Below are 24,652 nucleotides of genomic sequence, written 5' to 3'. Positions count from 1 at the left end.
GTCATGGAACAGACACACGGTCCTCAAAACGAGACGACTTCTATCAAGACCCTCATGGATAAAGCGCTATTGCATTTCGATGGCTGGCAAAGCTCTCTGGGCGCGTTTTTCGCCGGCATTCGTCATGATCCGGCGACGATGGTGATCTGCCTGCTGGTGGTGATGTTTATCGCTGCCGTTATTTTATGGACGAGCGCACTGCCACGTTCTCCTGAAGGCACGGAAATGTCGCTGGATGACGCCATCAAAAGCTCGCGTCGGCTGGGCTGGATAACGATCGGCCTGTTCTTCGGCATCGGTGGGTTGCTCGCTGTTGCAATACCGATGGCCGGAGCCGCCATGGCGCCCGGCGTCGTCAGCCCGGAGGGCAGCCGCAAGGCCGTACAGCATTTCGAAGGCGGCATTATCCAGCGTATCCATGTCCGGGAGGGACAAATCGTCACCAGGGGTGAGCCTCTGGTGACACTTGAGGATACGAAGGCGAAGGCGGAACTGGCGGAACTGAGGGAGCGGATGGCCTATTACCTTGCCGTCGAGGCGAGAATACAGGCCGAACGCGTGAACGCCGTTGCCGTCAGTTCACCCGTCTCGCAAGACCTGCTCGATCCGGCTCAGCTTGCCCGATCCGTTGCGGCACAGCAGAGCCTGTTGCTCAGCCAAACCGAACGGCACCTGTCGCGCCAACGTCTGCTTGCCGGTCAGATCGAGGAATTGCAGGCCCGTATCTCTGGGTTTCAGTCTCTGGATCAGGCGCAACAGGTGCAGCTGGAACTGATCGGGCGGGAGATTGGCAATGCCCAGTCTCTGGTCTCGCGCGGTCTTGAACGTCTGCCACGGCTTCTTGAACTGCAGCGGATGCAGGCGGAACTGCGTGGCGAGATGGCCTCCAATGGCGGCCAGATCGCTTCCGCCACCCAATCCATGCGGATTGCCGCGATGGAGCTTGAAGCCACCCGCAATCAGGAGAAGGAAAAAACCGAGGAGGAATTTGCCACGGTTCAGGCCGAGCTCGCTGTGCTGCGCCGCAAGATACCGGCCGTGCTGGACGTGGTGGGCCGAACCTCCATCGTTGCTCCGATCTCGGGTGTGGTGATGAATGTGCGTGTGACAACGGAGGCGGGCGTTATCAAGCCGGGTGAAGTCATCCTCGAAATCGTGCCGATGGATGGCCGGGTCGTCCTTGATGCACGGATCAATCCCATGGACATCGACCTCGTTCATGCCGGCATGAAGGCCAAGGTGGTGCTGTCTGCCTACGCACAACGCAACATGCCGCAGATTCACGGTACCTTGCGCTCCGTTTCCGCAGACAGCCTTTTGGACGAGCGAACAGGTCAGCATTATTTCCTGGCCAAGGTCGATGTCGATCCATCCGACATTCTGGCGATCAGCGCAAATCTTCAGCTCCTGCCAGGCATGCCGGCGGAAATCTTCATCCTGACCGGCGAGCGGACGGCAATGGACTATCTCCTGCGCCCGTTGCTGAATTCCATACATCGCAGTTTCAGGGAAACCTGATCGGCGCGATCCCGCAGCTTTAGACAGCATTCACACGTGCATGACGACGTCGGACGTTTCGCCGGCATTCCCAACGGGAGCAACGACCATGGCACTCAGTGATTTCACCCAGTATGCCCTCGAAGGCGTATCGATCAACAATCCGACGTCTGTCGAATTCGGTGCTGACGGCCGCCTCTATGTCACGCAGCAGGATGGCTTGATCAAGGCCCTTGAAATCGCGAAGAAAGTCGATGGCGGGTATGCGGTTGTGGACGAGGAGATCATCACGCTCGTCAAGACGATGCCGAACCACAATGACGATGGCACGATCGCTGCCGACATAAACGAGCGTGAAGTCACGGGCGTCGTCACCACCACCAATGCCTTGGGGCAGATGGTTCTCTACGTGTCCTCGTCCGACAGTCGCATTGCCGGCGGCAGCAGCGGTGACGATTCCGATCTCGATACCAATTCCAGCATCATCTCTCGCCTGACGTTGACAGACACGGGATGGGTCAAGGTCGATATCGTGCGCGGGCTGCCGCGCTCGGAGGAGAACCATGCGGCAAATGGCATGCAGCTGACGGAGATCAACGGCGTGCCGACACTGCTGGTTGCGGTGGGCGGGATCACCAATAGTGGTGCGCAGGGCAACAATTTCTCGCACACAAACGAATATTATTATTCCGGCGCAATCGTCTCGATCGACCTGGAAAAGATTGCCGATCTCGAAGCGCAAGGGTTGAAGACCTATGCGCCTCCCGGTTATGCGCCGCAGTCCTACGTCTTCGATCTCCCCACGCTCGATGATCCGACACGGCCGAACGACGTCAACGGCAAGGATATTTCCGGTAATGGCATTGCAGGAGGCGACCCTTTCGGCGGCAATGACGGGCTCAATCAGGCGATCTACGACACGTCCGGCACGGTGAAGATCTTCTCGCCCGGTTATCGTAATGCCTATGACATCGTCATCACCCAAGACGGCAAGCTATACACCTATGATAATGGCCCCAATGCCAGCTGGGGCGGCATGCCGGTCAATGCCAATGGCGAACTGATCGTCGATCTCAACAAGGACGGCATCCCGGACAACGGCCCTGCGGTGACGCTTCATGATGCGGCCAATCCCGGCAATATAGGCGTCAGCAAGCCCGACCAGCTGCATCTCATCGATACGAACATCGCCGATGGGCTGACCAATAGCTATATCGATGGCACACCTTACAACACGCAGCTCTATTTCGCTCAGGGGCTGGGTTATTACGGCGGCCATCCGAACGTCACGCGCGCTTATGGCACGCAGGCCGGGCTCTATCTCTATAACGAGGCCGGACAACCGTTGACGATCGTCAACGGCGCACTGGTCGTGTCTGCGACCGGGCCGGTGGATCTCGGGCCGATGATCGCCAACTGGGGAGACATCGTCGGCTCCGATGCCGAGGGCAACGAGTTCATCGATCCGCGACAGGCCATCTACCTGTCGCCGAAGCCCAATGACGGCAATCTGCCATTCGACGGCTCGCTCCATTCGATCGCCAGCTCGACCAACGGATTGACCGAATACACATGGAGCGGCGACGAGCTGCAACACGCACTGCTGACGGTTTCCTTCAACGGCAATCTGACAGCCCTCAATCTCGATGCCGAAGGCCGCGTCATCTCCACCGAAACGCGCGGTATAGGTGGCAATCCGTTGGATGTGACGACCCAGGGAAACAACGAGATCTTCGCGGGAACGATCTGGATTGCGACCCACGGATCGGACAAGATTTTCATTCTCGATCCGGAAGCCGGAACCGGCATCACGCCGGATCCGACCGATCGCGACCTCGATGATGTCGAGGATACGTTCGACCCGTTCGCCGCCGATCCGACCAATGGCATGGCCAATGTCATCAACGGCAACGAGACGCTGGTCTGGGAGTTTATCTCGGGTGCGCCGCTTCCCAACGATCGCCCCGACTTTTTCGATGGTGCATCCGGCCTCTATAATGGCTTTGATATCGGTTTTACCGGCATCATGACGGATGGCACCGGCCTGCCGGAATCTTTTTATGACAACGAGAACCTGATTGCAGGCGGAGCGCCCGGCGCCTTTCAGATCAAGCGCGTCGAAGCCGGAAATCCGTTCGACGATACGCAGCGCGGTGCCTACCAGTTCGGCGTAACGCCCGGTGCCGATACCGGCATCTTCACCGTGTCGACGCTGATGGACAGCTTCTTCGACGAGATTGCCGGCGTGCCGGCTGGCGCCAAACTGGTGCAGGGCATGTTTGCCGGTTCGGGCGATATGGACAATTTCGTCTATATCGCGGCGGTGAAGCTGCCGGACGGCACGACCGGCATCGAAGTTGCCTGGGAATTCGAACGGCCGTTTCAGCCTAATGGGCAAGGCACGGCGTTTTACCGCATCGATGCGCTCGCATCGGCGACATCCACCGATTCCATCAAGGTTTCCCTGGAATTCGATACGGCAACAGGCATCGTGACACCGCACTGGACCTATACCAGCGGTGGCCAGACCTTTACCGAAGCAGCGTTCGGCGGCACGATCGAAACCGTGCAGCTGGAAGGCACTGCACTCGCCGCCCTGACAGGTACGAACGAACTCGACCTGAAATCCGGCGGGACCGTTCCATCGGCGCTTGCCGTCGGTATTCTTGCCTCCAATTCGTCCGCCGAGGCTCTCCAGAATAACGTCGTCGCTGCCGTCAATGCCGGTGGAAACGACTACACTGCCATAGTTGGCGGTGAGAGCGTGACCTTCCTTTCGGATAAGCCGGGGGGTGCCGCCAACGGCTGGATCACCGGAACAGGTTACCGCAGCTTCGAGCCTGCACCCTTCAACATAGACGGCACCGAGCTTGATGTGCTGCACCAGTCCGAACGATCGCAGACCGGGACCTGGGGGTATGCGGTTCCCGTCAGCGAGGGCGGCCTGTTCGATATCGATCTCTACATGGCGGAGATTTTCTACGGGGCACCGGGTGGCGGTGCGGGCGGGCCTGATGCGCGTCTCTTCCGGATCAAGATCGAAGGCCAGTATGTCACCATTCCCGGATCTCCTGACGGCCTTCTGGACATATACGAGCTGAGCGGCGGTGCTGCCAAGGAACTGCTCCTGAGCTACGAGGTTCAGGAGCGGGCCAATGATGGAAACTCGACGCTGGATATCGAATTCGAGTCGGTAACCGGTCAGGCAAAGGTTTCCGGTTTCATCATCCGCGAGATCGAGGCGTCCGAGACATTTGCCGCCGACTGGGAAAACATCATCATCACCGGCGAGCAGAAGGATCTGAGCGGCGACACGACACCACCGGTGGTGACGATCGATGTGCAATCGGCGCCGGCTGGAGATGCGCAGTTCGTGGCGACGGTCGTGTTCACCGACACGATAGCGATGAACCTCGACAGCATCGGCGAAAACGATCTCATCATGTCCGGGCCAAGCTCCAACGAGTTGCTCGACTTCCAGAAGAGCATTTCTGCGGACGGCAAGACGGTAACTGCCGTCTACTCATTTGGTTCGACATCCGGCGGATGGGTACAAGGCAATTATTCCTTCACCGTCGCTGCAGGGGCTGCATCCGATGCCGCCGGCAATCCGGTCATCCTGACGGTCGCCAGCGCTCCATTCGGCACGCCGGACGAGGTCCTGGATCGCGGCGCTTTTGTTCTTGCCGTCAACTTCAATGGCGGGGCGATCACTGCCGAAGACGGTATCACCTATCAGGCCGACGACGACAACAACAACGACGGAACAGCATGGCTCGGCTCCTACAAATATGTCGATGGCCAGTTCGGCGATACGGTCAGCCCGATTACCAATGTCGAGGGGCCGATGGAGGCCGAGATCTACAAGACGGCGCGCTATGGCGGCAAGGCGACCGATTTTTCCTATACGATCAGCCAGCTGGAGGCGAACACCCAGTATGTGCTGACACTCAAATTCGCAGAAATCTGGTATCTGCACTCGACGCCCGGCAAACGCGTTTTCGACGTGCTGGTCAACAATGCGCTGGTGATAGACAATCTTGACCTGATGGCGCGCGCCGGCATGCACATCGCTTTCGACAAGGATGTGCTGGTCACGTCCGACGCCAATGGCGTCATCAAGATCACCATGCCGGTGACGGCCGATAATGCGCAGATAGCAGCAATTGCGCTTCACAAGGCCCCCGAACCCGCGGACCAGGGCCCAACGGCTGTGATGACGCATGATGTGCCCGACAGTGCCGATGAGGCACTTGTGGTCACTGTCGTCTATCGGGACGCAAACGGCATCGACGCGACGACTGTCGACGTGTCCGATATTGTGCTGACGGGAGCGACCGCGAGTTCCGTTACAGTCAGTTTCGATCCGCTGACATCAACGGCCATCTACACGTTCATGCCGCCGGCTGGTGGCTGGACAGATGGCGCTTACAGCGTGCAACTGGCGGCCGGAGCCGTGGCTGACGGGTCGGCCGCCGGCAATGAAAGCCTTGCCGGAACTCCCGTCAATTTCAACCTCGACTTTCCAAACAGTCCGCAGCCGGAACTGGACAAGGGGTCGCTGGTCATGGCCGTCAATTTCAACGGCGGAGCGGTCACCACCGAAGATGGCATTACCTATCAGGCCGACGAGGACAACAGTACGGATGGAACAGCCTGGATCGGCTCGCACAAGATCTCCGACGGTCAGTTCGGCGACACGCTGGCGCCGACCACGAACGCCGAGGGGCCACTTGATGCGTCACTTTACAATACGGCGCGCTACGGCGGAAAAAACACCGAATTCTCGTATGTGATCAGCAATCTTGCCGCCAACACCCAATACGTGCTGACGATGAAATTCGCCGAGATCTGGCATCTGAATTCGACACCCGGCAAACGCGTTTTCGATGTAATCGTCAACAATGTCGTGGTCCTTGACGACCTCGACCTCGTCACCGAAGCAGGTCTGCACGTCGCCTTCGACAAGGACGTGATCGTCACCTCCGACGCCAATGGTGTGATCAAGCTGACGATGCCGGCAAGCGTCGACAATGCCCAGATCGCTGCCATCGCCATCCACAATCTTCCCGGCATCGACAATCAGGGGCCGACGGCCGTTCTTTCCCACAATTTGCCCCAGAATGCCGATGCGCCGTTGGTTGTGACCGTTACCTACCACGATGATAGCGGCGTCAATTCGTCGAGCATCGATGCAAGCGATATCCTTCTGACCGGTGCAACGGCCAGCAGTGTCACCGTCAGCTACAATGCGGCGACCGCCGTGGCCGTGTATACGTTTCAGCCGCCGGCCGGTGGCTGGGGAGAGGGGGGATACAGCGTCCAGCTCGCGGCAGGGTCGGTGTCCGACACCTCTACGCCGGCCAATACCAATACCGCTGGTCTCACGCAGGCCTTCACACTCGACTTCCCCAATATTCCGCCACCGGGTGACCTCGACAAGGGAACGCTGGTACTGGCCGTCAATTTCAACGGCGGTGCTGTGACGACAGAGGACGGCATCACCTATCAGGCCGACGAGGATATCGGTACGGACGGCACCGCGTGGATTGGCTCGCACAAGATTTCGGACGGTCTTTTCGGAGACACGGTCGCACCGATCACCAACGCTGCCGGACCGCTTGATGCCTCGCTGTACACGACAGCGCGGTATGGCGGAAAAAGCACCGAGTTTTCGTATGCGATCAGCAACCTCGAGGCCAATACGCAGTATGTGCTCACCCTTAAATTCGTGGAGATCTGGTATCTGAACTCGACTGCGGGCAAGCGCGTATTCGACGTCCTCGCCAATGGCCAGATCATCCTCGACAATCTCGACCTGACCGCTCAGGCCGGTCTGCATTCCGCCTTCGACAGGGACGTTATCGTCACTTCGGATGCCAATGGCGTCATCAAGCTGACGATGCCGGCGAGTGTCGACAATGCTCAGATCGCCGCAATCGCGCTCCACAACATGCCTGCAATCGATGATCAGGGCCCTGTCGCCAGCCTCAGCTACACGGCGCCGGCATCCGAGGACGCCGCTCTTGTTGTTGCCGTGGTCTATCAGGACGCAAGCGGTATCAATGCCGCAAGCGTCGATGCATCCGATATCGTGGTGACCGGGCCTTCGAGTGCAGGCAGCCCCGCCGTCAGCTATGATACAGAAACATCCACTGCACTCTACACGTTCCAGCCGCCTGCCGGCGGATGGAGTGATGGTATCTACAGCGTGCAGCTCGCATCCGGGGCGGTATCGGACAATGCCACGCCGGCAAATGCCAGCGCCGCGGTTGCGCCCCAGAGTTTTGCCCTCGACTTCCCTGAAGGTCCCGGTATCGGGACGGGACCTTCCGAAGATTTCGATGGTGACGGCATTATCAACCAGAGCGATGGCGACATCGATGGCGATGGTGTGCTGAATGGCGATGACATGCTGGCCTATGACAGTGATGACGATGGCCACGGCGTCACGCTTGCCGCGGGTGCCAGCCTGTTGCTTGATTTCAACGTCGCCGGCACGCCTTACCAGAGCGGTTTCACGGGAGTGATGGCAAGCAGTAACCCCGCTTTCAAGGCGGAGGATACAGGCTCCGGCGTAGTGTCCGGCGGCAAATTACATGTCACCACCACCAATGGTGATACGGGCTCGGCCAATACGCCGCAGAACGGCTATCAGGTCGGCATCCGCAACGCGTCCTTCACCGTCGAGGCACAGTTCGACAATCCGTATTTCAACACCGGTGAAGTACCCAACAATTACGAACAGCTCGGTTTGCAAGTCAGCCTGCATAGCGATGCCTTCGTAAAATTCGTTTTCGGTTCGCCGGGTGCGAATATCGAATTTTCGCAAAATTCCGGTCTCGCACTGAAACCGGCCTTCGCAAACGGTCATGTTCTGGCGGATTTCGCGTCCGCCAAATTGCAACTCGCCGTCACCACGCAGGGCACGACATCAACCGCCACAGCGACGATTACGCTTCTCGATACGGCCGGCAACGTGATCCCCGGAGGTGGCCCGACAACGGTCGGTACCTTGACACTCGATCCGGCGCTGTCGGCAGCGTTACGCGATGGCGGCACGGCCGTGGGTGTCGGGGTCACTTCGACGCATTTCGGCGGAGATGCGTTCACGTGGTCGGCGGACGACTTCAAGATCATCGAAGGCGGATATCAGGCCCCGCCGCAGCCAGATGCGGCCAGCATCCTGTCGACGCAAACGGATATCGTCAAAACCGATGTCTATTCAGGCACGGCTAGTGGTGCTGCTGTTTTGAAGATCCTTGCGGGCGGCACCAATGTGCAGACGTCCAACTACGGCGGCAATTCGTTCATGCTGCAGAATGTTGGCGACAAAAAAATCGCCGGAGTGTTCCTCGACGTGCGCTCGGCACTCTACAGCGACAGCGTGTTCGACGCCGATGGTTCAGGCGGCGACCAGATCACCAAGGATTTCGCCTTTCAGACCAACCAGGCAACCGGAGCCATTCTTCCCAGCACCTACCAGCATTTCTTCTATGCGGCGCGTGATCCTGGACTGCCGGATCCTCTTTACAACAATGTCTATTCGGATTCGGCCAAGGGAGCGGGCGGCGGCTTCCGGGGGCTTCTTCTCAAGTTCTCCGGCAACCAGAACGGCTTCCAGATCGGCGAAAGCGTGGGTTTCAGCGGCGATATGGATCCGAATTCCATTGCCGGCCTGCTGAAGAGCACCGTTGATGGAACCTCCGTCCCGGGCTGGGATGTCGGTGGGGTCTCCGGTGCCGAACTGATCGGCGCGCGCGTCACGATCATGTTCTCCGACGGAACGATGGCAACCGGCCAGTTGATGGGGGACGGCAGCCAGGCGGGCGCTCAGGCGCTGATCACCCAGCAACAGGGACCGTTGCCGATCGCTCACCTGAGCGTCAACGGTTACGAGGACGGTGAAAACGGAACCTACGGGGGAACGCTGCCTCAGGTCATCGTTTCCGGTCCTGTCGGAGAAACGGTCAGGGTGATCATGACACGTGGCTTCGATCCCGTGAATTCGTCCAAGCTTTTGGCGAACGGGTCGATCACCGTGGATGCTTTGGTGGCGCAGCGACTGGCGGCACATGATTTCGCAGCCAGCAATGCTGCCGATTTCCAGACGGTCGACATCGTCATCCCGGCTGGCGGGTCGATCGATATTTCCAGCCTTTTCAATTATGGCAGCGCGCCGAACGGCAATGCCGGCATACCTGATTATGACCAGTTGCAGCTTGGGTTCGTTGCTGCCGTCATCGATCCGGACAATGGCAGTCTGCCGATCGGCGCAGTCACGGATCCCATCTATCTCGTCAATAACGGCAGCCCGGTGGTTGCCGCCAACGTTGCGCCGACGGATATCAATCTTTCCGGTCTGCTGAGCGTCACGGAAAATAGCGCCGGCGCGGTGATCGGCACGCTTACTGCCGTGGATGCCAATATCGCGGACAACCACATCTTCACCACCGACGATTCCCGCTTCGAGATTATCGGTAATCAGCTGAAGCTCAGATCCAATATCGCACTCGATCATGAGCTGGCCGCAGCCACAAACGTGGCTGTGACGGCGACGGATAGCGGTGGCTTGTCGATGGTCAGGACCTTTGGTCTGGTGGTGACCAACGATCCGTCCGACGATCCGACAGGCTCGACCTTCATCGCATCCGTCAACGGCGCCAGCGGCGATCTGGAGCAGGGGTCGTTTGCGTCGAGCGTCGATCTGGAAACCAACCGTATCATCGGTATCCAGTTCACCGTTCCTGCCGGCATCGATCTGTCATCGGGCGCATTCATCGAAAGCGCCATCATCAGCTGGATCTCCGACAGGTCTCATACGACGACAAACACGGCGTTGACCTTCTCGGTAGAAAGCCAGTTGAACGGTGCGCCCATCACCACCGGCGTGACCAACCGGAGCTATCTGCCGGAGCGCGATATCTGGCAGGCGGGTGGAAGCTGGACCGACGGGCAGAAGATTACCGTGGGGATCGATCTTGCCGACCAGCTGAACGATCTCATTGTTACCGACGGGCTGGTGGCGGGCGACGTCATCACGGTCAAGGTCGAGGGCACCGGCGGCACGCGTTACATCGAGGCTGCAGGTGGAAACCGCAGCGGACCGGAATTGGCGATCACCTATGTCGATGCGGCGAACCGCGCCTTTTTCGCGCGTGATTATGCGCCCTCAACGTTCGACGACAACGTGGAGGACTATCTCCATATCACCCAGTCAAATCCGGTGGATCAGGAGGTGCCGGATATCCTGTGGGCAGGACATGAAACGTTACCAAGCGATATTACCGATATGGCAGACACGCATCTGGCACACCATTTCGATCTTTGAGGCTCAGGAGTGCTGTCAGGCGCTAAACGAACTGCATCGATGATCTGAACATCAATACGTCGATCGGCTTGACCGACAGATTTTGATGTCGCCCGGTTTAAGGATCGGTGCAGTTGAACGGCTGACACCCGATAACGGCACGCAGCGCTTCATACACGTTCAGCTCAGCCACAAGGGAAAAGGCGAAATTATTCTTGCCGATGGTGTGAATTGAAAATGACAATATATCGCCTTTGGTGGTGTGAAATCATTGGCGAACAGCCGTGATGCACTTCTCTCGGGATCCGCGGCGATCGGCTCGAGCCTATCTTCGGGTATGCACTTCGCCAATCGCCACTGGCCCGATGAAAACCAGCGCCGCCAAAACCGTTTCCATCTAGCAATGAACCGATCTGGCAGAGTGGCTGCGGTACGATGGGCTTTCAAATGGGCGCCATCGATCATCGACTGCTCGGGCTTGCCGCGTTTGGCTGTCAGTTCGGCCAAAATCCGGTTAAAGCGGCATGCGTTCGATGTCGGTGAAGCAAGCAAGGTAAGCCGCCGCGAGCTATTTAGACGACGTCGCAGCCAATTGGCCCCCATCCTGGATTTTTATAGGCTTCCTCGGCTGATTTCGTGGATCAGCGCATCATGCCGTGTGGAGGACGGGCAACCAGCTCGTTTCTTATGAAAAAATAATACACAGTCACATGTTGACTTTCTCCATTTGGTTGCATTATCTTACATTAAATCAATTTAGAGTATATGTTGAAGGCGGTAATGTAGCAGGTTGGGAGACCTGTATAAGTTCCTGACGGCGAGATGTAGCAAAGTAGATCAAGACACCCGTGGGGGGCTTTTCCAGAAGAGACGGGGCACGGCCGTCTCGGCCGATTCCATCGTTGAGTTCAGTTTGTCGGTCGTTCGCACGAGTAAAATTCTCCGCACAGAACAACCAATAGTTGGTGCCTGAGTCGAATTTTGAGCCGTTTGCAACAGTCTTGCTGCTGCTGGGTCACGTTCGTCGACGTCGGCATGGAAGCCACCGTGAACAGTATCCGCCTATAGGGGCCGACGTTGCGTGCGGCCCAAAGGAAAACCGCGTTTTCTCCTCTCTCGATCAGCAAGAAGCAACAGAATTTGGAGTCTGCAATGACAGAGACGCACGCCAAGGGCATTGGTCAGGCGATGGGATCGACTGCGCCTCCGATTACGCCGAAACCCGCATTTGCCCAGACAGATCTGGTTGCATTGTCACGCTATTTTCTGTTGCGGATGTTGCGGAACGTCACCAGTGACGGTTATGTGATCGAGGACCCTGTCAGCCCTGATGTGTTTTCAAAAGCGGGCTGTGTCATTGCCGCGCCTTCCTATCCGGCCAATACGCCGGGGGTTGATCAGGACTACGTGTTCAACTGGGTGCGCGACGGAGCTATCACGGCTATCGAGATCGCCTTCGCAAATCTCCCTCCCGTCAGCGGAGGTGGGGTACCTACTCTCCTGGACTATGTCAGTTTCGCTTCTATCTGTCAGAACAACGCCAAAAGCTCGGCGAGTGTCACGCTCGGTCATGCCTGTTTCACTGTGTCCGGCGAGGTCCGCCCGTGGTCTGAACAGAATGATGGCCCCGCCATACAATCGATCGCCTTGCTGATCGCCTACGATCAACTAGACAGCGCCACCCAGCCGCTGGCAAAGCGACTGATCGAAACCAATCTTTCCTACCTTTTGCAGGTCTACCAGAACATGACCGCCAACCTGTGGGAGGAATATGTTGGATATTCCTTCTTCGCCAGAGCCGTACAACTGCGCTTTTTTCGCGAAATTTCCAGCAATTCGATCGGTGTTTCTGTTCCCGCAGGCGTTGCAGATGCCATTTCCTGGCTGGAAGCTCAGCTTGCCACGCATTGGAACGGCCAGCTCTATGTGAGCATTCTCGACGCCGCGGCGCAGCCTGGATATGACGCCAATATCGATATCATATGCTCGGTCTGTTATGGCGGTATCGATCCGACCGATACGAAAATACTGGCGACCGCCGCCATTCTCAAAAGCCAGTGGGCCGATCCGTCGATTTCGACCTTCTATCCGATCAACGGTGCCGATGCCGGCAAGGGACTTGGCCCGCTGTTCGGACGTTACCCCGGTGACCATTATGACGGTGACGTGGCTTTTCCCGTGACCGGCGGCCATCCATGGGCGCTATGCACGGCCAATTTTGCCGAGTTTCAGTACCGTCTTGCCAATGCCATCGAGGCGCGGGGTGCCATCCCGCTGGATGATCTTTCAAAGCCGTTTTTCGCAGGGCTGTCGATCGATGGCTCCACTTCGCCTGCCGATGCTGCTTCCGCACTCCGCAGTTCCTCCGACGCGATGCTGCGTGCCATCGTCTATCACAGTGACCACTACGAGTTGAGCGAGCAGTTCGACGGCACGTCCGGTTACGAGAAGAGCGTGCGCAATCTGACCTGGAGTTATGCGGCATTCCTGTCGGCCGTGCGTGCCCGCTCCGGTATTGCCCAGGCCGCCAAGCCGGCTGATCCGGGCAAAGCCAAAGCAAAGTCCTCTCGCAGTCTGGCATCTGCCGCCACATAGGCGGTCGGGCCTGGCTGCCGCGTCTATGTTTCCTTCGTGACCAACAAACCAACGGCCGGCTCCCGGATTGAGTAACAGTGGCGTTTCCAAAGCAAGGAAGCCGGCCGGGCATGGTCGTGTTTCAACGTGGCTCCGTATGGCCTGCCGCTGCAGTCATCCGGGAATGATGGAGGATTTTGGAGTGCTGTTCCCACCTGAATCGGCCGTGAGGGCCGATCCGACGACCGTCGATGGTTCCGACGATTATGATATCGTCATCGTCGGAACCGGCATATCCGGAGCGATCATTTGCAGGCAGGCCGCAGAAGCCGGCAAGCGCGTCCTTCTTCTGGAAGCCGGAACCGGTGCAAACCGCACGCTGGCGGGATACGACGATCTGCTGACGAATTTTTATTCCGCTGCAACGAAAGACAATCAATCGCCATTTCCGGTGAATGCAAATGCGGCCATGCCCCGCAGTCCGCAATTACGCAAGCTGCACGCGGGTGACACCGACAGTTCATCGTATATGGTGCAATCCGGCCCCTATGTCAGCGACACGACCTATACCCGTATCTTTGGCGGCACCACCATGCATTGGGAAGCAAAGACGCCACGCATGCTGGCATCAGACTTCCGGTCGCGCAGCCTGTTCGGCCAGGGGCTCGACTGGCCGCTGAGCTTCGAGGAGGTGGAAAAGGATTATCGCTTCGCCGAGCGGGAAATTGGTGTGTCGGCGGATGTAGAGGACCAGACTTATCTGGGCCAGACGTTTCCCGACGGATATGTCTTTCCCATGCGCGGATTGCCGCTGTCTTACCTGGACCAGCAGGTCAATGAGGGTATCGAGGGTTCCAGCGTCGAGCTTTACGGGAAAAACTATCCGTTGAAGGTCAGGCCCTATCCGCAAGGGCGCAACGGCATACCCAATCCGGCCTATGATGGTGGCAGGGGCTACCGTCCGGTCGGTGCCGTCGATACGCATCAGGTCGAGGAGGGCGGGCGCTGTCAGGGCAATACCAATTGCGTGCCGCTCTGTCCCGTGCAGGCGCGGTATCATTCCGGCAAGACGCTGGCCAAGGCATTCTCGACCAATACCGGCAAAAGTGGGCCGTCACGGGTCACATTGCTGTCGCAGGCCGTCGCCTCCCGGGTTGTGATCGATCCGGACAGCGGCAAGGTCGAAGCGCTGGAGGTGAAGGTTTACAAGGATCCTTCTTCCGGGGCACACGAGACGATCACCGTCAGGAGCAAAGTGTTCGTTCTGTCTGGCGGTGCCATCGAGACGGCGCGTCTGATGCTGGCTTCCGGCCTGCCCAGCACCAGCGGTCTGGTCGGGCGCAATCTCATGGATCATGCCTATCTCCTGAACTGGGCGCTGATGCCGCAGATCTGCGGCACGATGCGCGGCACCAGTTCGACAGGTGGCATCGTCGATCTGCGCGATGGCCCGTTCCGGGAAAAACAGGCCGCTTTTGCCATCGATATTCACAACGATGGATGGGGCTGGGCAACGGGTGCCCCGACCTCCGACCTGATGGAACTGGTGGACGACCGCAACCTTTATGGCGCGGATCTTCGGCGCGGCGTGATCGATCGCGTGTCGCGGCAGCTGTTGCTGGCAGTCATGCTGGAGGTCATGCCGGTCGAAAGCAACCGCATCACGGTGGATCCGCAATATACGGATCAACTGGGCAACATGCGGCCGATCCTCTCCTTCACCGTTCCGGAATACACCATGCGGGGTGCTGCCTATGCCCGCCATTTTTCCCGCACGGTGTTTGCGCGCCTCGGTGCCGAGGATCACACGGAATACGACCTCAGCGATTACGGTTATGTGGCCTATGAGGGAGAGGGCTATGCCATACGTGGCGGCAATCATCTGGCCGGCACCCACATTATGGGGACGAACAAAAACAACTCGGTGGTCAACAAGAACCAGCGTAGCTGGGACCATGAAAACCTCTATCTCGTGGGCGGCGGAAGCATGCCGACGATCGGCACGGCCAATGTCACGTTGACGCTGGCGGCAATGTGCTTTCGCACCGGCCGAGACATCCTCAAACGCCTGCACTGAAGCACGGGCGGCTGCTGCCGCACGGCGGCATGCGCCTGAATGAAAGCCACCTGACCGCCACGAGAACCATTTCACGGAGCTTGAGCATGGATAACAACAGGATCAAAACGCTTCCCGAACTGAAGGAGTTTCTCTACCGGGCAATGCAGCTCGAACATGCCACCATTCCTCCCTATCTGACGGCGCTCTATTCGATCCGGCCCGGCATCAATCAGGACGCGGCACAGATCCTGCGTGTGATCGTCGTGGAAGAGATGCTGCATCTCACCATTGCAGCCAATATCCTCAATGCCATCGGCGGCAAGCCGGATCTCACCCGAGCCGGCTTCGTGGCCAATTATCCGGCCTATCTGCCGGACGGGGAAACCGACTTCGAAGTCGGCATCCAGGCTTTCGGCCGGCAGGCGCTGGAGACGTTTCTGAAAATCGAACGGCCCGCCGAGCGGCCTGATAATCTGCAGGCGGGCAATGCACTGATCCGCCGCAAGGCTGTGCCGAATGGAACGATGCTGGGGGCCCACCCGAGCAATGAGAACCTGCATTTTTACAGCATCGGCGAGTTCTATTCCTATATCGCCGAGGGCATCAAGGATCTGGAAGAACAGGCGAGGCAGTCTGGAAAGACGATCTTCACCGGTGACCGATCAAGGCAGATCACCTCGGAATATTATTATTCCGGTGGCGGTGAACTGTTTCCGGTTTACGACCTCGAGACCGCCCTCGACGCCATCGAACTGGTTACCGAACAGGGGGAGGGCGAGGGCGACACGATCTATGACGATGACGACCACGAACTGGCGCATTTCTTCCGGTTTCAGGAATTGTTCAAGGGCCGCTATTACCAGAAAGGCGACAAGCCGGGGCATCCGACCGGGCCCGAGCTGACGGTCGACTGGGATGGCGCCTATCCGATCGCGACAAATCTCAAGGTTGCGCAGATCGAGGCGGGGTCGCAGTTGCGCGATGCAGCGATCGCGTTCAATCGCCGTTATGGCGAATTCCTCGGCCTTCTGACGCGCGCCTATAACGGCAAGCCGAACCTGTTGCTGGAAGCCGTGCCGATGATGTTCGAGTTCCGCAACATGATCGTCGAGCTCATCCGCAATCCTTTGCCGGGGCGACCCGGTGTCAACGGCAGTCCGACCTATGAGATCGGCGGCGACAGTGCTCCCTCGCCGGTCGGCCAGAAGGTGGAGGTCGGCGCATGAGCAGCCGTCTTGAAACCTTTCTCGACCTCTCTACCGAACTGACGGCCTTCTCTCATTTCGATCTTTTGGGAACGGGACTGGCGGAACGTTATCTCGACACGCTCGACACGGTTGTCGGCAAGGAAACGACCGATGCCTTGCTGGCGGCTTTCCGCGGACTGCCGTCATCGAATGACGGTGGCCGCGCCAAGGCACTGCGCCTGACAGTGCTGGGAAATGAACTTCTTGGGGACGTTGCCCGCGCACTGATCAAGCTTTGGTATTCAGGCCGCTGGTTCGAACTGCCATCCAGCTGGACCCAGCGATTTGGACCAAGGCCCGCCAACCGGGATTTTGTCATTTCTCCCGACTCCTATGTCGAGGGACTGTTGTGGAAGGCGATCGGTGCCCATCCGGCCGGTGCCAAAGCGCCCGGTTATGGCTCCTGGGCCGCGCCGCCCGTCATTCCGTCATTTCTCGGTTCCGCGTTCGAAGTCTGATGCCCTTCCCGTTTGCCGCCAAAAAACTGGAGAATTGTCATGGAAAAGAACCTGCATCGCCTGACGCCCGACAAGGTCTGGCTCGGTGTCATCCCCACACTCTGGTGGAATGACGATTTCATCAATATCGATATCGGCATCCCCTATGAGCAGGCCCTGAGCGAAATGGCGCTTGCCGGTTATGTCGGCTGCGGGGTGGGTCACAAATATCCGACCGACCCGAAGATTTTGCGGCCGGCGCTGGAATTGCGGGGCTTGCGGATTTCCGAGCCCTGGGTCAGCACCTATTTCACCATCAAGGCGATGAAGCAGCATACGCTCGACAATGTCGATGCCCAGCTGGATTTTCTGGAGGCGATGGAAGGCGGAAGCAACGATCCGCGGCGGGCCGATCTGGTGGTCGCGGAATTTGGCGGTGCCGCCAATCCCCAGCCCATCGCGCTGTTTCCAAATTGCCCGGACTTTTCAGATGATCAATGGAAACGTCTGATCGAAGGTCTGCATGAGGCGGGCGCGAAGGCCAAGGCGCGGAAGCGGCGGCTCTGCTATCACCCGCATCTGGGCACCGGCGTGATGAAGACGGAAGCGATCCACCGGCTGATGGATGAGACGGATCCGGCGCTGGTCAACATGCTTCTGGATACCGCGCATCAGGCTGCGGCCGGAGCCGATCCGCTGGCGCTGGCAAAACGTTATGGCAAACGTATCAAACATGTTCACCTGAAGGACATCCGCGCTGACGTGGTCGCGGCCATCCATGCCAAGGGGCTGTCATTCCAGCAGGGCATCGAAGCCGGCATTTTCACGGTGCCCGGAGACGGTTCCATCCAGACCTTTCCGCAAATCCTCGATGCCCTGGCCGCCGCAGATTTCGCCGGTTGGATCTGCGTCGAAGCGGAGCAGGATCCAGCCAAGGCCAATCCGTTGCAATACGCAAAGATGGGCCGGGCCTATCTGCACAAATTGCTCGGTTGGTAGCGCATCCAGGACATTGAGGCCGATCCACAATGGTTCCCCGGATCGGTCATGTTTCAAAGCATTCCCACAGCTGGAGCGATGACGATGACGGCGCCATACACCCGAGAGATCTATTTCAGCTTCTTCATGTTCACGGCAGACCTGAAGCCGGACGATACGGCCTATACCCAGATCCTGATCGGGCATCTGCGGGCCCTGAGCGACATGGGCTATACCGGCTTCGATCTGCATATCGCCAGCGGGCCGGCCGGGCTGGACCATGCCGTCGAACTTGCCAGCTATCGCCGCCTGAAGGCTGCTTTCGACAAGGCCGGTTTCAAGGACAAGAAGTTCACGACCAATGTCGGAACGACCCGCACCTTCGATCCGACCTCACCCTATGAACAGCAACGTCGGCAAGCGCTGGATTATCTGAAATCGCGTGTCGATATCACCTGGGCATTGGGTGGAGACGGATCAATCATGTCCGGCCCGTTCCTCTATCCATACGGTGTCTTTCCGACGACCGATTCCGGAGACGGCATCTGGAGCGACGCACTTCAGGACTGGCTGAAGCCACGTTATGCGGCGGCGGCTCCGATCTTTCGCGAACTGGCCGATTATGCGCATCGGAAAAAGGTGACGCTCGCGATCGAGCCGGTGAAGAACTGGGAAACGCCCGGCACGACCATGGTTTCGGATGCTCTGGATTTTCTGGATGCCCACAATATACCGGCCTGCGGCGTGACGATCGATACCGCTCAGGTGGTGATGGAAAGCCAGGGGCCTGCGGTCTTCAGGAGCAATGTGGCGCGGGCGATCGCCAGGAACCAGCTCAATTACATCCATATTTCGGCCCCGGACCGTGGCGCTATACAGGATTGCTGGATCCCCTGGGACATCATGCTCGGCGAGATCGAGCCGGCCTATGCCGGACCTTATCTGGTCGAAGTCTTCAACGCGATCCCGCCTTTCGAAAGTTCGATGAGGATGACACGCAGGCGGTTCTGGCGGCCGGGCGAAGATGCGCCGGAGAAAGGCCGCGACAGCGCCTATGACGTTGCGCTCATCGGCCTGAAGACATTGCAGGACAAGCTCACCGCGCACGGTTCCTCGGTCAAGCCGTGATAGGTGAACGGCTTGCGCCAAAGCTCGGATTTTCGAAAGAGGGAGATACGTTCATGGTAACGCAATTGCCTGATCCGATCATCATCGCCCGACGCGTGGGCGGGGTGCGGCTTCACACCTTCATTTCCGCATATACGCAAGACAACATCGCCAATGCGACGCACATCATCGAAAGCGAGAACAAGCTGGTTCTCATCGACGGGCAGTTTCTCGTTCCGTACGCATTGAAATTCAGGGCTTATGCCGACAGTCTCGGCAAGCCTATCGACCGGATCTACCTGTCCCACCGTCATCCGGATCACTGGTTTGGTCTGGCTGCAGCATTCTGCGACATTCCGATGTATGCGCTCGCCGAAACGATCGAATTTCTCAAGCAGGATGGGGCAACGTCGCTTGCGGACCACTGGAAAATGGGCAATCTCGCACCTGACAGCGTGCCGATGCCGCAAGAGGTCGTATCTGCCGGAGAGGAGACGATCGACGGGGTCAGATATGTCTTCGACCAGGTGGTGGATACGGAGATCGATTTTCTGCTCACCATCGCGCTTCCCGATCTCGGTGTGATCATCCTGCAGGATCTGATTTACAGCGGCACCCATCTCTATCTCACCCAGACCATGGAACACTGGATCAAGGTTCTGCAGAAAATCCTGCTGGGCGATTTCGATCTGTTCCTTGCAGGGCACGGAGTGCCGGCCGACAGAAACGAAGTGGCGCGGAATATAGAGTATCTGACCGTCGCCATGGATGCGGTCGGCACGGGACTCGTGAACGACGATTTCAAGCACTTCATGATCGCACATTATCCCGAGCGAAAATGCCCGGCGATTTTCAACATTTACATGCCGCGCCTTTTCGGCAACGCGCGCCAGTTCTGACGCATGCCGCGGCCAGCGGTTTTGCGGTGATGACATGCAACATACAGAAGATTACGGGCGTGGCGGGTGTCCATGAGGGAGCGCTGCCCGCTGATGTCTTTCATCTTTTCAAGAAGAGGAGCAGGCGGGCATGACCGATACATATACAGTGGGAAATTATCTGGTCGACAGACTTCATCAGCTCGGTCTGCAGCATCTGTTTTCCATCGCCGGCGACTATTCGATCGAATGGGTGGATAACTATGTCGAGCAAGGCGGCATCCAGGTCATCCAGGAGGTCAACGAGCTTAACGGCGGTTATGCCGCCGATGGTTATGCCCGCCTCAAGGGCATTGGTGCCTTGTGCGTCACCTATTCCGCGGGTTCGTTGTCTGCGACCAATGCAATCGCGGGCGCCTTTGTCGAGAAAGTACCTGTCGTTCTGATTGCCGGCGCGCCGAGCATCAAGAAGGCCCTTACCTTCGAGCAAACCGGCTACAGCGCCCATCACTTCATCACCAACCACCTGACAGATCTGCAGGTTTTCGAGTATATCACCGCCGCTGCGGTGAGGATCGATAGTCCGCAGATCGCCCCCATGCAGATCGATTACGCGCTGACCCAATGCATAACCCAGCGGCGTCCCGTCTATATCGAACTGCTCGAGGATATGGTGGACCTGGCCTGCCCGCAGCCTCTCGGCACTTTGACGGCGGCCCCCGTTATTTCCGACCCGGACAGCCTGTCCCAGACCATCGCGCAGATCGGCGAAAGCCTGCGGCAGGCGTCCAATCCGCTGCTGTGGATCGGGATAGAGATCGATCGCTTCGGGCTTCAGGCAGAAGTCGAGAAACTGATGCAGAAGTTGCATATCCCCTATGTCACCGAGTTTATGAGCAAGGCTGTCCTGTCGGAAAACGATGCCCAGTTTGCCGGCGTGTTCGACGGGCGATCTTCATCGCCTGCCGTGCAGGAGTTGATGAAAAAATCCGATTTCGCGCTGGGCCTCGGTGTCTGGCTGACCGACATAAACGACCTCGGCTGGCCGATCGATTTCGCCAAGACCGCTTTTGCATCCTTCGACACGTTCAAATTTGGTGCCGTTTTTAATGCGCAGGTTTCACTGGCGGATCTGATCGACGGTCTGCTTCAGGCGCCGATACAATGCAGAAGCGACCCGTTGCCGGAATATGTGTTTCCCGAGCCGGTGCCCGGCAGCCTGACGGACGAAATCTCGTATCAGGGTTTCTACGATTTTATCCGGTATTACATCGATTCGAACATGACCATCGGAAGCGATGCCAGCCTGAATTATTTCGGAAGCATGCTGCTCAAGATCGGCACGCCCGGCGGCTTCATCGTCCAGTCCTCCTATTCGACGATCGGTTACATGGCGGCGGCTGCTACCGGCGCCAGTCTTGCGAAAGACGCGTCCCAGCGCGTGGTCGTGTTTTCCGGCGATGGCGGTTTCCAGATGACTGCGCAATGCCTGTCGACACAAACCCGTTTCGGCCTCAACCCGATCATCTTCGTCATCGACAACGGGGTTTATGGCGTCGAGCAGTGGCTCGCCGATGCATCGGTCTTCGCGACGAAGAAGCCGTTCCACAAATCCTGCATCCTCCATCGCTGGAATTACAGCAAGCTTGCCGATGTCTTCGGTTGCAAGGGATGGGAGGCGCGCACCTACGGCGACCTCAAGGATGCGGTCATCGGAGCGCTGGCCAATCTCGATAGCCCTTCAATCATACAGGTAGTGGTGCCAAGCTGGTCAATTCCCGATAATGCAAGGTGGAAGGAGAATTAGTCGTAACGCCTTCCCGTTTTCCGGTTTTTCGCAGCCGTCGGGTGTCAAACCGGCCGTTCTGGATTTGCAACAGATGTATGGGCGCTGTAGATCAGTAACATGATCCTCATGGCGGCGAATCTTCGCCCGCCGACCTGAATTTCTGATGACTGCACGCGCTGAACAGCGCCGTTGACGTCCGCCGAAATGAGAGCCTGATGCAAAGCCTTTATGCCCACCCCAAAGACGCACTCGAAAAAGTATGGGGCTACAAGACCTTTCGCGGACAGCAGGAGGCGGTTATCGACACTGTCCTGCGCGGCGGCGATGCGCTTGTCCTGTTTCCGACGGGCAAGGGAAAATCCCTGTGCTTCCAGATCCCGGCGCTTTGCCTCGATGGATTGACCATCGTCGTGTCGCCTCTTGTGGCGCTGATGCATGATCAGGTGGAGGATCTGAAAGCGCTCGGTGTTGCGGCCGGTTGCCTCTCTTCGGGGCAGACGGACGAACAGAACAGCGAGGTGCGGCAACAGCTGCATGCCGGCAGCTTGAAGCTGCTTTATGTAACGCCCGAGCGTATCGTCCTGCCGTCATTCCAGACCATGCTTGGCCGGGTGAAGGTTTCGCTGATATGCGTCGACGAATGTCACTGCGTCAGCACCTGGGGCAATAATTTCCGCAAGGACTATCTCGGGCTTGGCAGCCTGAAAGCACTTTTCCCCGGTGTGCCGAGGATTGCCCTGACGGCGACCGCCGATCCGCATACGCGCGAGGATATCATCAGGCTGCTCGATCTCGGCGATGCGCAGGTGTTTGTCGATAGTTTTGATCGCCCCAATATCTATTACGAAATCGTGGAGCGCTCGAACGGGCGCGCGCAGTTGCTGGAGTTTCTGAACAAATTCAAGGGCGAGAGCGGTATCGTCTACTGCCTTTCACGCAACAAGGTGGAGGAGACCTGCAACTGGCTGAATGACCAAGGGTTCCGGGCCCGCTATTATCACGCTCGCATGGATCCCGCCCTCAAGACAGAGGTGCAGGAAGCATTCCGCATGGAGGAAGGGCTTTGCCTCGTGGCCACGGTGGCGTTCGGCATGGGTATCAACAAGCCCAATGTCCGTTATGTCGCGCATCTCGATCTGCCGTCTTCCGTCGAAGGTTATTACCAGGAAACAGGCCGCGCGGGTCGTGATGGCCTGCCGTCCTCGACCTTCATGACCTACAGCATGCAGGATATCGTCCAGCGGCACCGGATGATCGAGGAGAATGCCGAATCCTCCGATGAGACCAAGCGCATCGAACGGTCCAAACTGAATGCATTGCTGGCCATATGCGAAACCGCGGGATGCCGGCGCACAGCCATCCTGTCCCACTTCGGTGAACGTTATGGGCAGGCCTGCGGCAATTGCGATACGTGTCGGCAACCGGTCGAACAGTGGGACGGCACGGATGCGGCGATCAAGGCGCTCGCCGCCGTCTACAGGACCGGCGAACGGTTCGGCACCGGACATCTCATCGATGTTCTGATCGGAAAGGTTACCGAAAAGACGCAGAAATTCGGCCATACCGAATTCCCGGTTTTTGGGGTCGGTCGTGACCATTCGGTGCAGACATGGCAATCGGTTTTCCGGCAATTGCTGGCATTCGATCACATCGGTATCGACCACGGCAATTTTGGCGCGGTGATATTGCGCGAAAGCGCTGCCGACGTTTTCAAGAAGCGGTGTCAGGTGATCTTCCGCAGGGACAAGACGCGCGCCGATCGCAAGGCCGCAAGAGGATCGAGCGCGGGTGCAAATAGCAGAGCCGGTCTTTCGGAGGTTGAGGCCGTTTTGTTCGAACGCCTGCGGCAGCTTCGTCTGGAGATCGCGAAAGACGCCGGCATCGCGCCCTACATGGTTTTCCCGGACACGACGCTGGTGGCCTTTGCACGAGAGCGCCCGACGAACGAGCGCGAAATGCTCGGTATCGCGGGCGTGGGAGAAACAAAGTTCAAGCGTTACGGCGACGATTTTCTGGCCGCCATTTCTGAATAGCTGCGGGTTTCAGCACTTCTCCGTTTGGAGCAGCTTTAGAAGCCGGAGTTGTCACACCTCTGTCTCAACCGAAACACCTGTCGAGTCTCGCCCGCTAGACGTCGCTGATTGATGGAAGATGTAACTCCACTTCCCGTCGGCTCTTGTCTTCCAGCGGCTGGATTTTTTCATTCCAGAAAGCGGCAGCTTCCTGTGTGTCGCCTTCCCAGTCACGTGTGCTGACGATGTTGTCATCGACTTTCGCGCGCCGTTTGCCGCCCAACCGGATATATTCCTCTGCCAGCAGAAGAGATGGCGTCTTGCCATCTTCGCGCGTTTCGTCGTCGTGCTGTGACTGAGGTGTGTGAGCGGTTTCACTGAGAATGCGGCGCAATGCATCCTGCTCCGGTGTTGCGGGCCTGCGGTCGAGAAACACCTGCGCGGGCATACGGGTTTCGTGTCCACCGGAAGGCGGGTTGCCGCGATGGACGACGATGGCGTCACGAGAGCCGTGTTGCTGCTCAAGCAACCAACTGTCGCCGTTCGAGCTTCTGGCGAATTCCTTCAAGTCGTCCATGTGCGTGGATCCTTTTCGGGTCATGTGTTCAGGCATGTGAATGGTGCCGTACGGACCAAACTCCCCCATTCGCCATTGGTTGCAATTCCCTTTGAAATGCCTGAGCCAACCTCACTGTGTACGAGATTTTCTCTGTTGGCCGAACTGCTATGACCGCAAGTATTTCGTCTCGCTCTTCATCATTTGT

12 protein-coding genes are annotated in these 24,652 nt (G+C 58.2%); 11 read left to right on the top strand and 1 reads right to left on the bottom strand.

Going from position 1 to position 24,652, the window contains the following annotated elements:
• The first annotated feature begins 3 nt into the window (after positions 1 to 3).
• The 11 genes from AAIH70_RS26790 (at position 4) to recQ (ending at position 23,909) form a co-directional block, all read left to right on the top strand.
• Complete coding sequence (locus AAIH70_RS26790) at positions 4 to 1,518, top strand: HlyD family type I secretion periplasmic adaptor subunit (protein ID WP_132280037.1); 1,515 nt, start codon at positions 4 to 6, stop codon at positions 1,516 to 1,518.
• Between the two features lie 88 nt (positions 1,519 to 1,606).
• A complete protein-coding gene (locus AAIH70_RS26785) occupies positions 1,607 to 10,828 on the top strand; it encodes a malectin domain-containing carbohydrate-binding protein (protein WP_430036741.1) in 9,222 nt (3,073 codons plus the stop codon).
• Positions 10,829 to 11,959: 1,131 nt separating this feature from the next.
• Positions 11,960 to 13,402: a glycoside hydrolase family 15 protein gene (locus AAIH70_RS26780; protein ID WP_132280031.1), complete on the top strand. Its 1,443-nt coding sequence runs from the start codon at positions 11,960 to 11,962 to the stop codon at positions 13,400 to 13,402.
• 181 nt (positions 13,403 to 13,583) lie between these two features.
• Complete coding sequence (locus tag AAIH70_RS26775; RefSeq protein WP_132280028.1) at positions 13,584 to 15,458, top strand: GMC oxidoreductase; 1,875 nt, start codon at positions 13,584 to 13,586, stop codon at positions 15,456 to 15,458.
• Between the two features lie 86 nt (positions 15,459 to 15,544).
• On the top strand, positions 15,545 to 16,666 hold the full coding sequence (locus AAIH70_RS26770; protein WP_132280025.1) for a ferritin-like domain-containing protein: 1,122 nt from the start codon (positions 15,545 to 15,547) through the stop codon (positions 16,664 to 16,666).
• On the top strand, positions 16,663 to 17,145 hold the full coding sequence (locus AAIH70_RS26765) for a hypothetical protein (protein ID WP_132280022.1): 483 nt from the start codon (positions 16,663 to 16,665) through the stop codon (positions 17,143 to 17,145). The genes AAIH70_RS26770 and AAIH70_RS26765 overlap by 4 nt, the downstream gene beginning before the upstream one ends.
• A gap of 39 nt (positions 17,146 to 17,184) precedes the next feature.
• The gene (iolE, locus tag AAIH70_RS26760) at positions 17,185 to 18,123 is read left to right on the top strand and encodes a myo-inosose-2 dehydratase (RefSeq protein ID WP_132280019.1); all 939 of its coding nucleotides are present in this window, start codon (positions 17,185 to 17,187) and stop codon (positions 18,121 to 18,123) included.
• Between the two features lie 84 nt (positions 18,124 to 18,207).
• Positions 18,208 to 19,230 carry a sugar phosphate isomerase/epimerase family protein gene (locus AAIH70_RS26755; RefSeq protein ID WP_132280016.1) on the top strand — a complete coding sequence of 341 codons (1,023 nt, stop codon included), beginning with the start codon at positions 18,208 to 18,210 and terminating at the stop codon, positions 19,228 to 19,230.
• A 53-nt stretch (positions 19,231 to 19,283) separates the two neighbouring features.
• A complete protein-coding gene (locus AAIH70_RS26750; protein ID WP_132280013.1) occupies positions 19,284 to 20,108 on the top strand; it encodes an MBL fold metallo-hydrolase in 825 nt (274 codons plus the stop codon).
• A gap of 130 nt (positions 20,109 to 20,238) precedes the next feature.
• Positions 20,239 to 21,894, top strand: coding sequence for an alpha-keto acid decarboxylase family protein (locus AAIH70_RS26745; RefSeq protein WP_430036734.1), 1,656 nt, complete (start codon positions 20,239 to 20,241; stop codon positions 21,892 to 21,894).
• Between the two features lie 197 nt (positions 21,895 to 22,091).
• Entirely contained in the window at positions 22,092 to 23,909 is a 1,818-nt protein-coding gene (gene recQ / locus AAIH70_RS26740; RefSeq protein WP_132280007.1) for a DNA helicase RecQ, read from the top strand.
• 94 nt (positions 23,910 to 24,003) lie between these two features.
• On the opposite strand, the gene AAIH70_RS26735 is transcribed toward recQ, so the two are convergent.
• Entirely contained in the window at positions 24,004 to 24,465 is a 462-nt protein-coding gene (locus AAIH70_RS26735; protein ID WP_430036731.1) for a hypothetical protein, read from the bottom strand.
• Between the last annotated feature and the right edge of the window lie 187 nt (positions 24,466 to 24,652).

Origin of the sequence: Neorhizobium sp. BT27B, from assembly GCF_050455485.1 — a bacterium.
Lineage (GTDB): Bacteria > Pseudomonadota > Alphaproteobacteria > Rhizobiales > Rhizobiaceae > Neorhizobium.
Note: the sequence above shows the minus strand (reverse complement) of the source record. Positions and strands in the feature narration are given on the sequence as shown.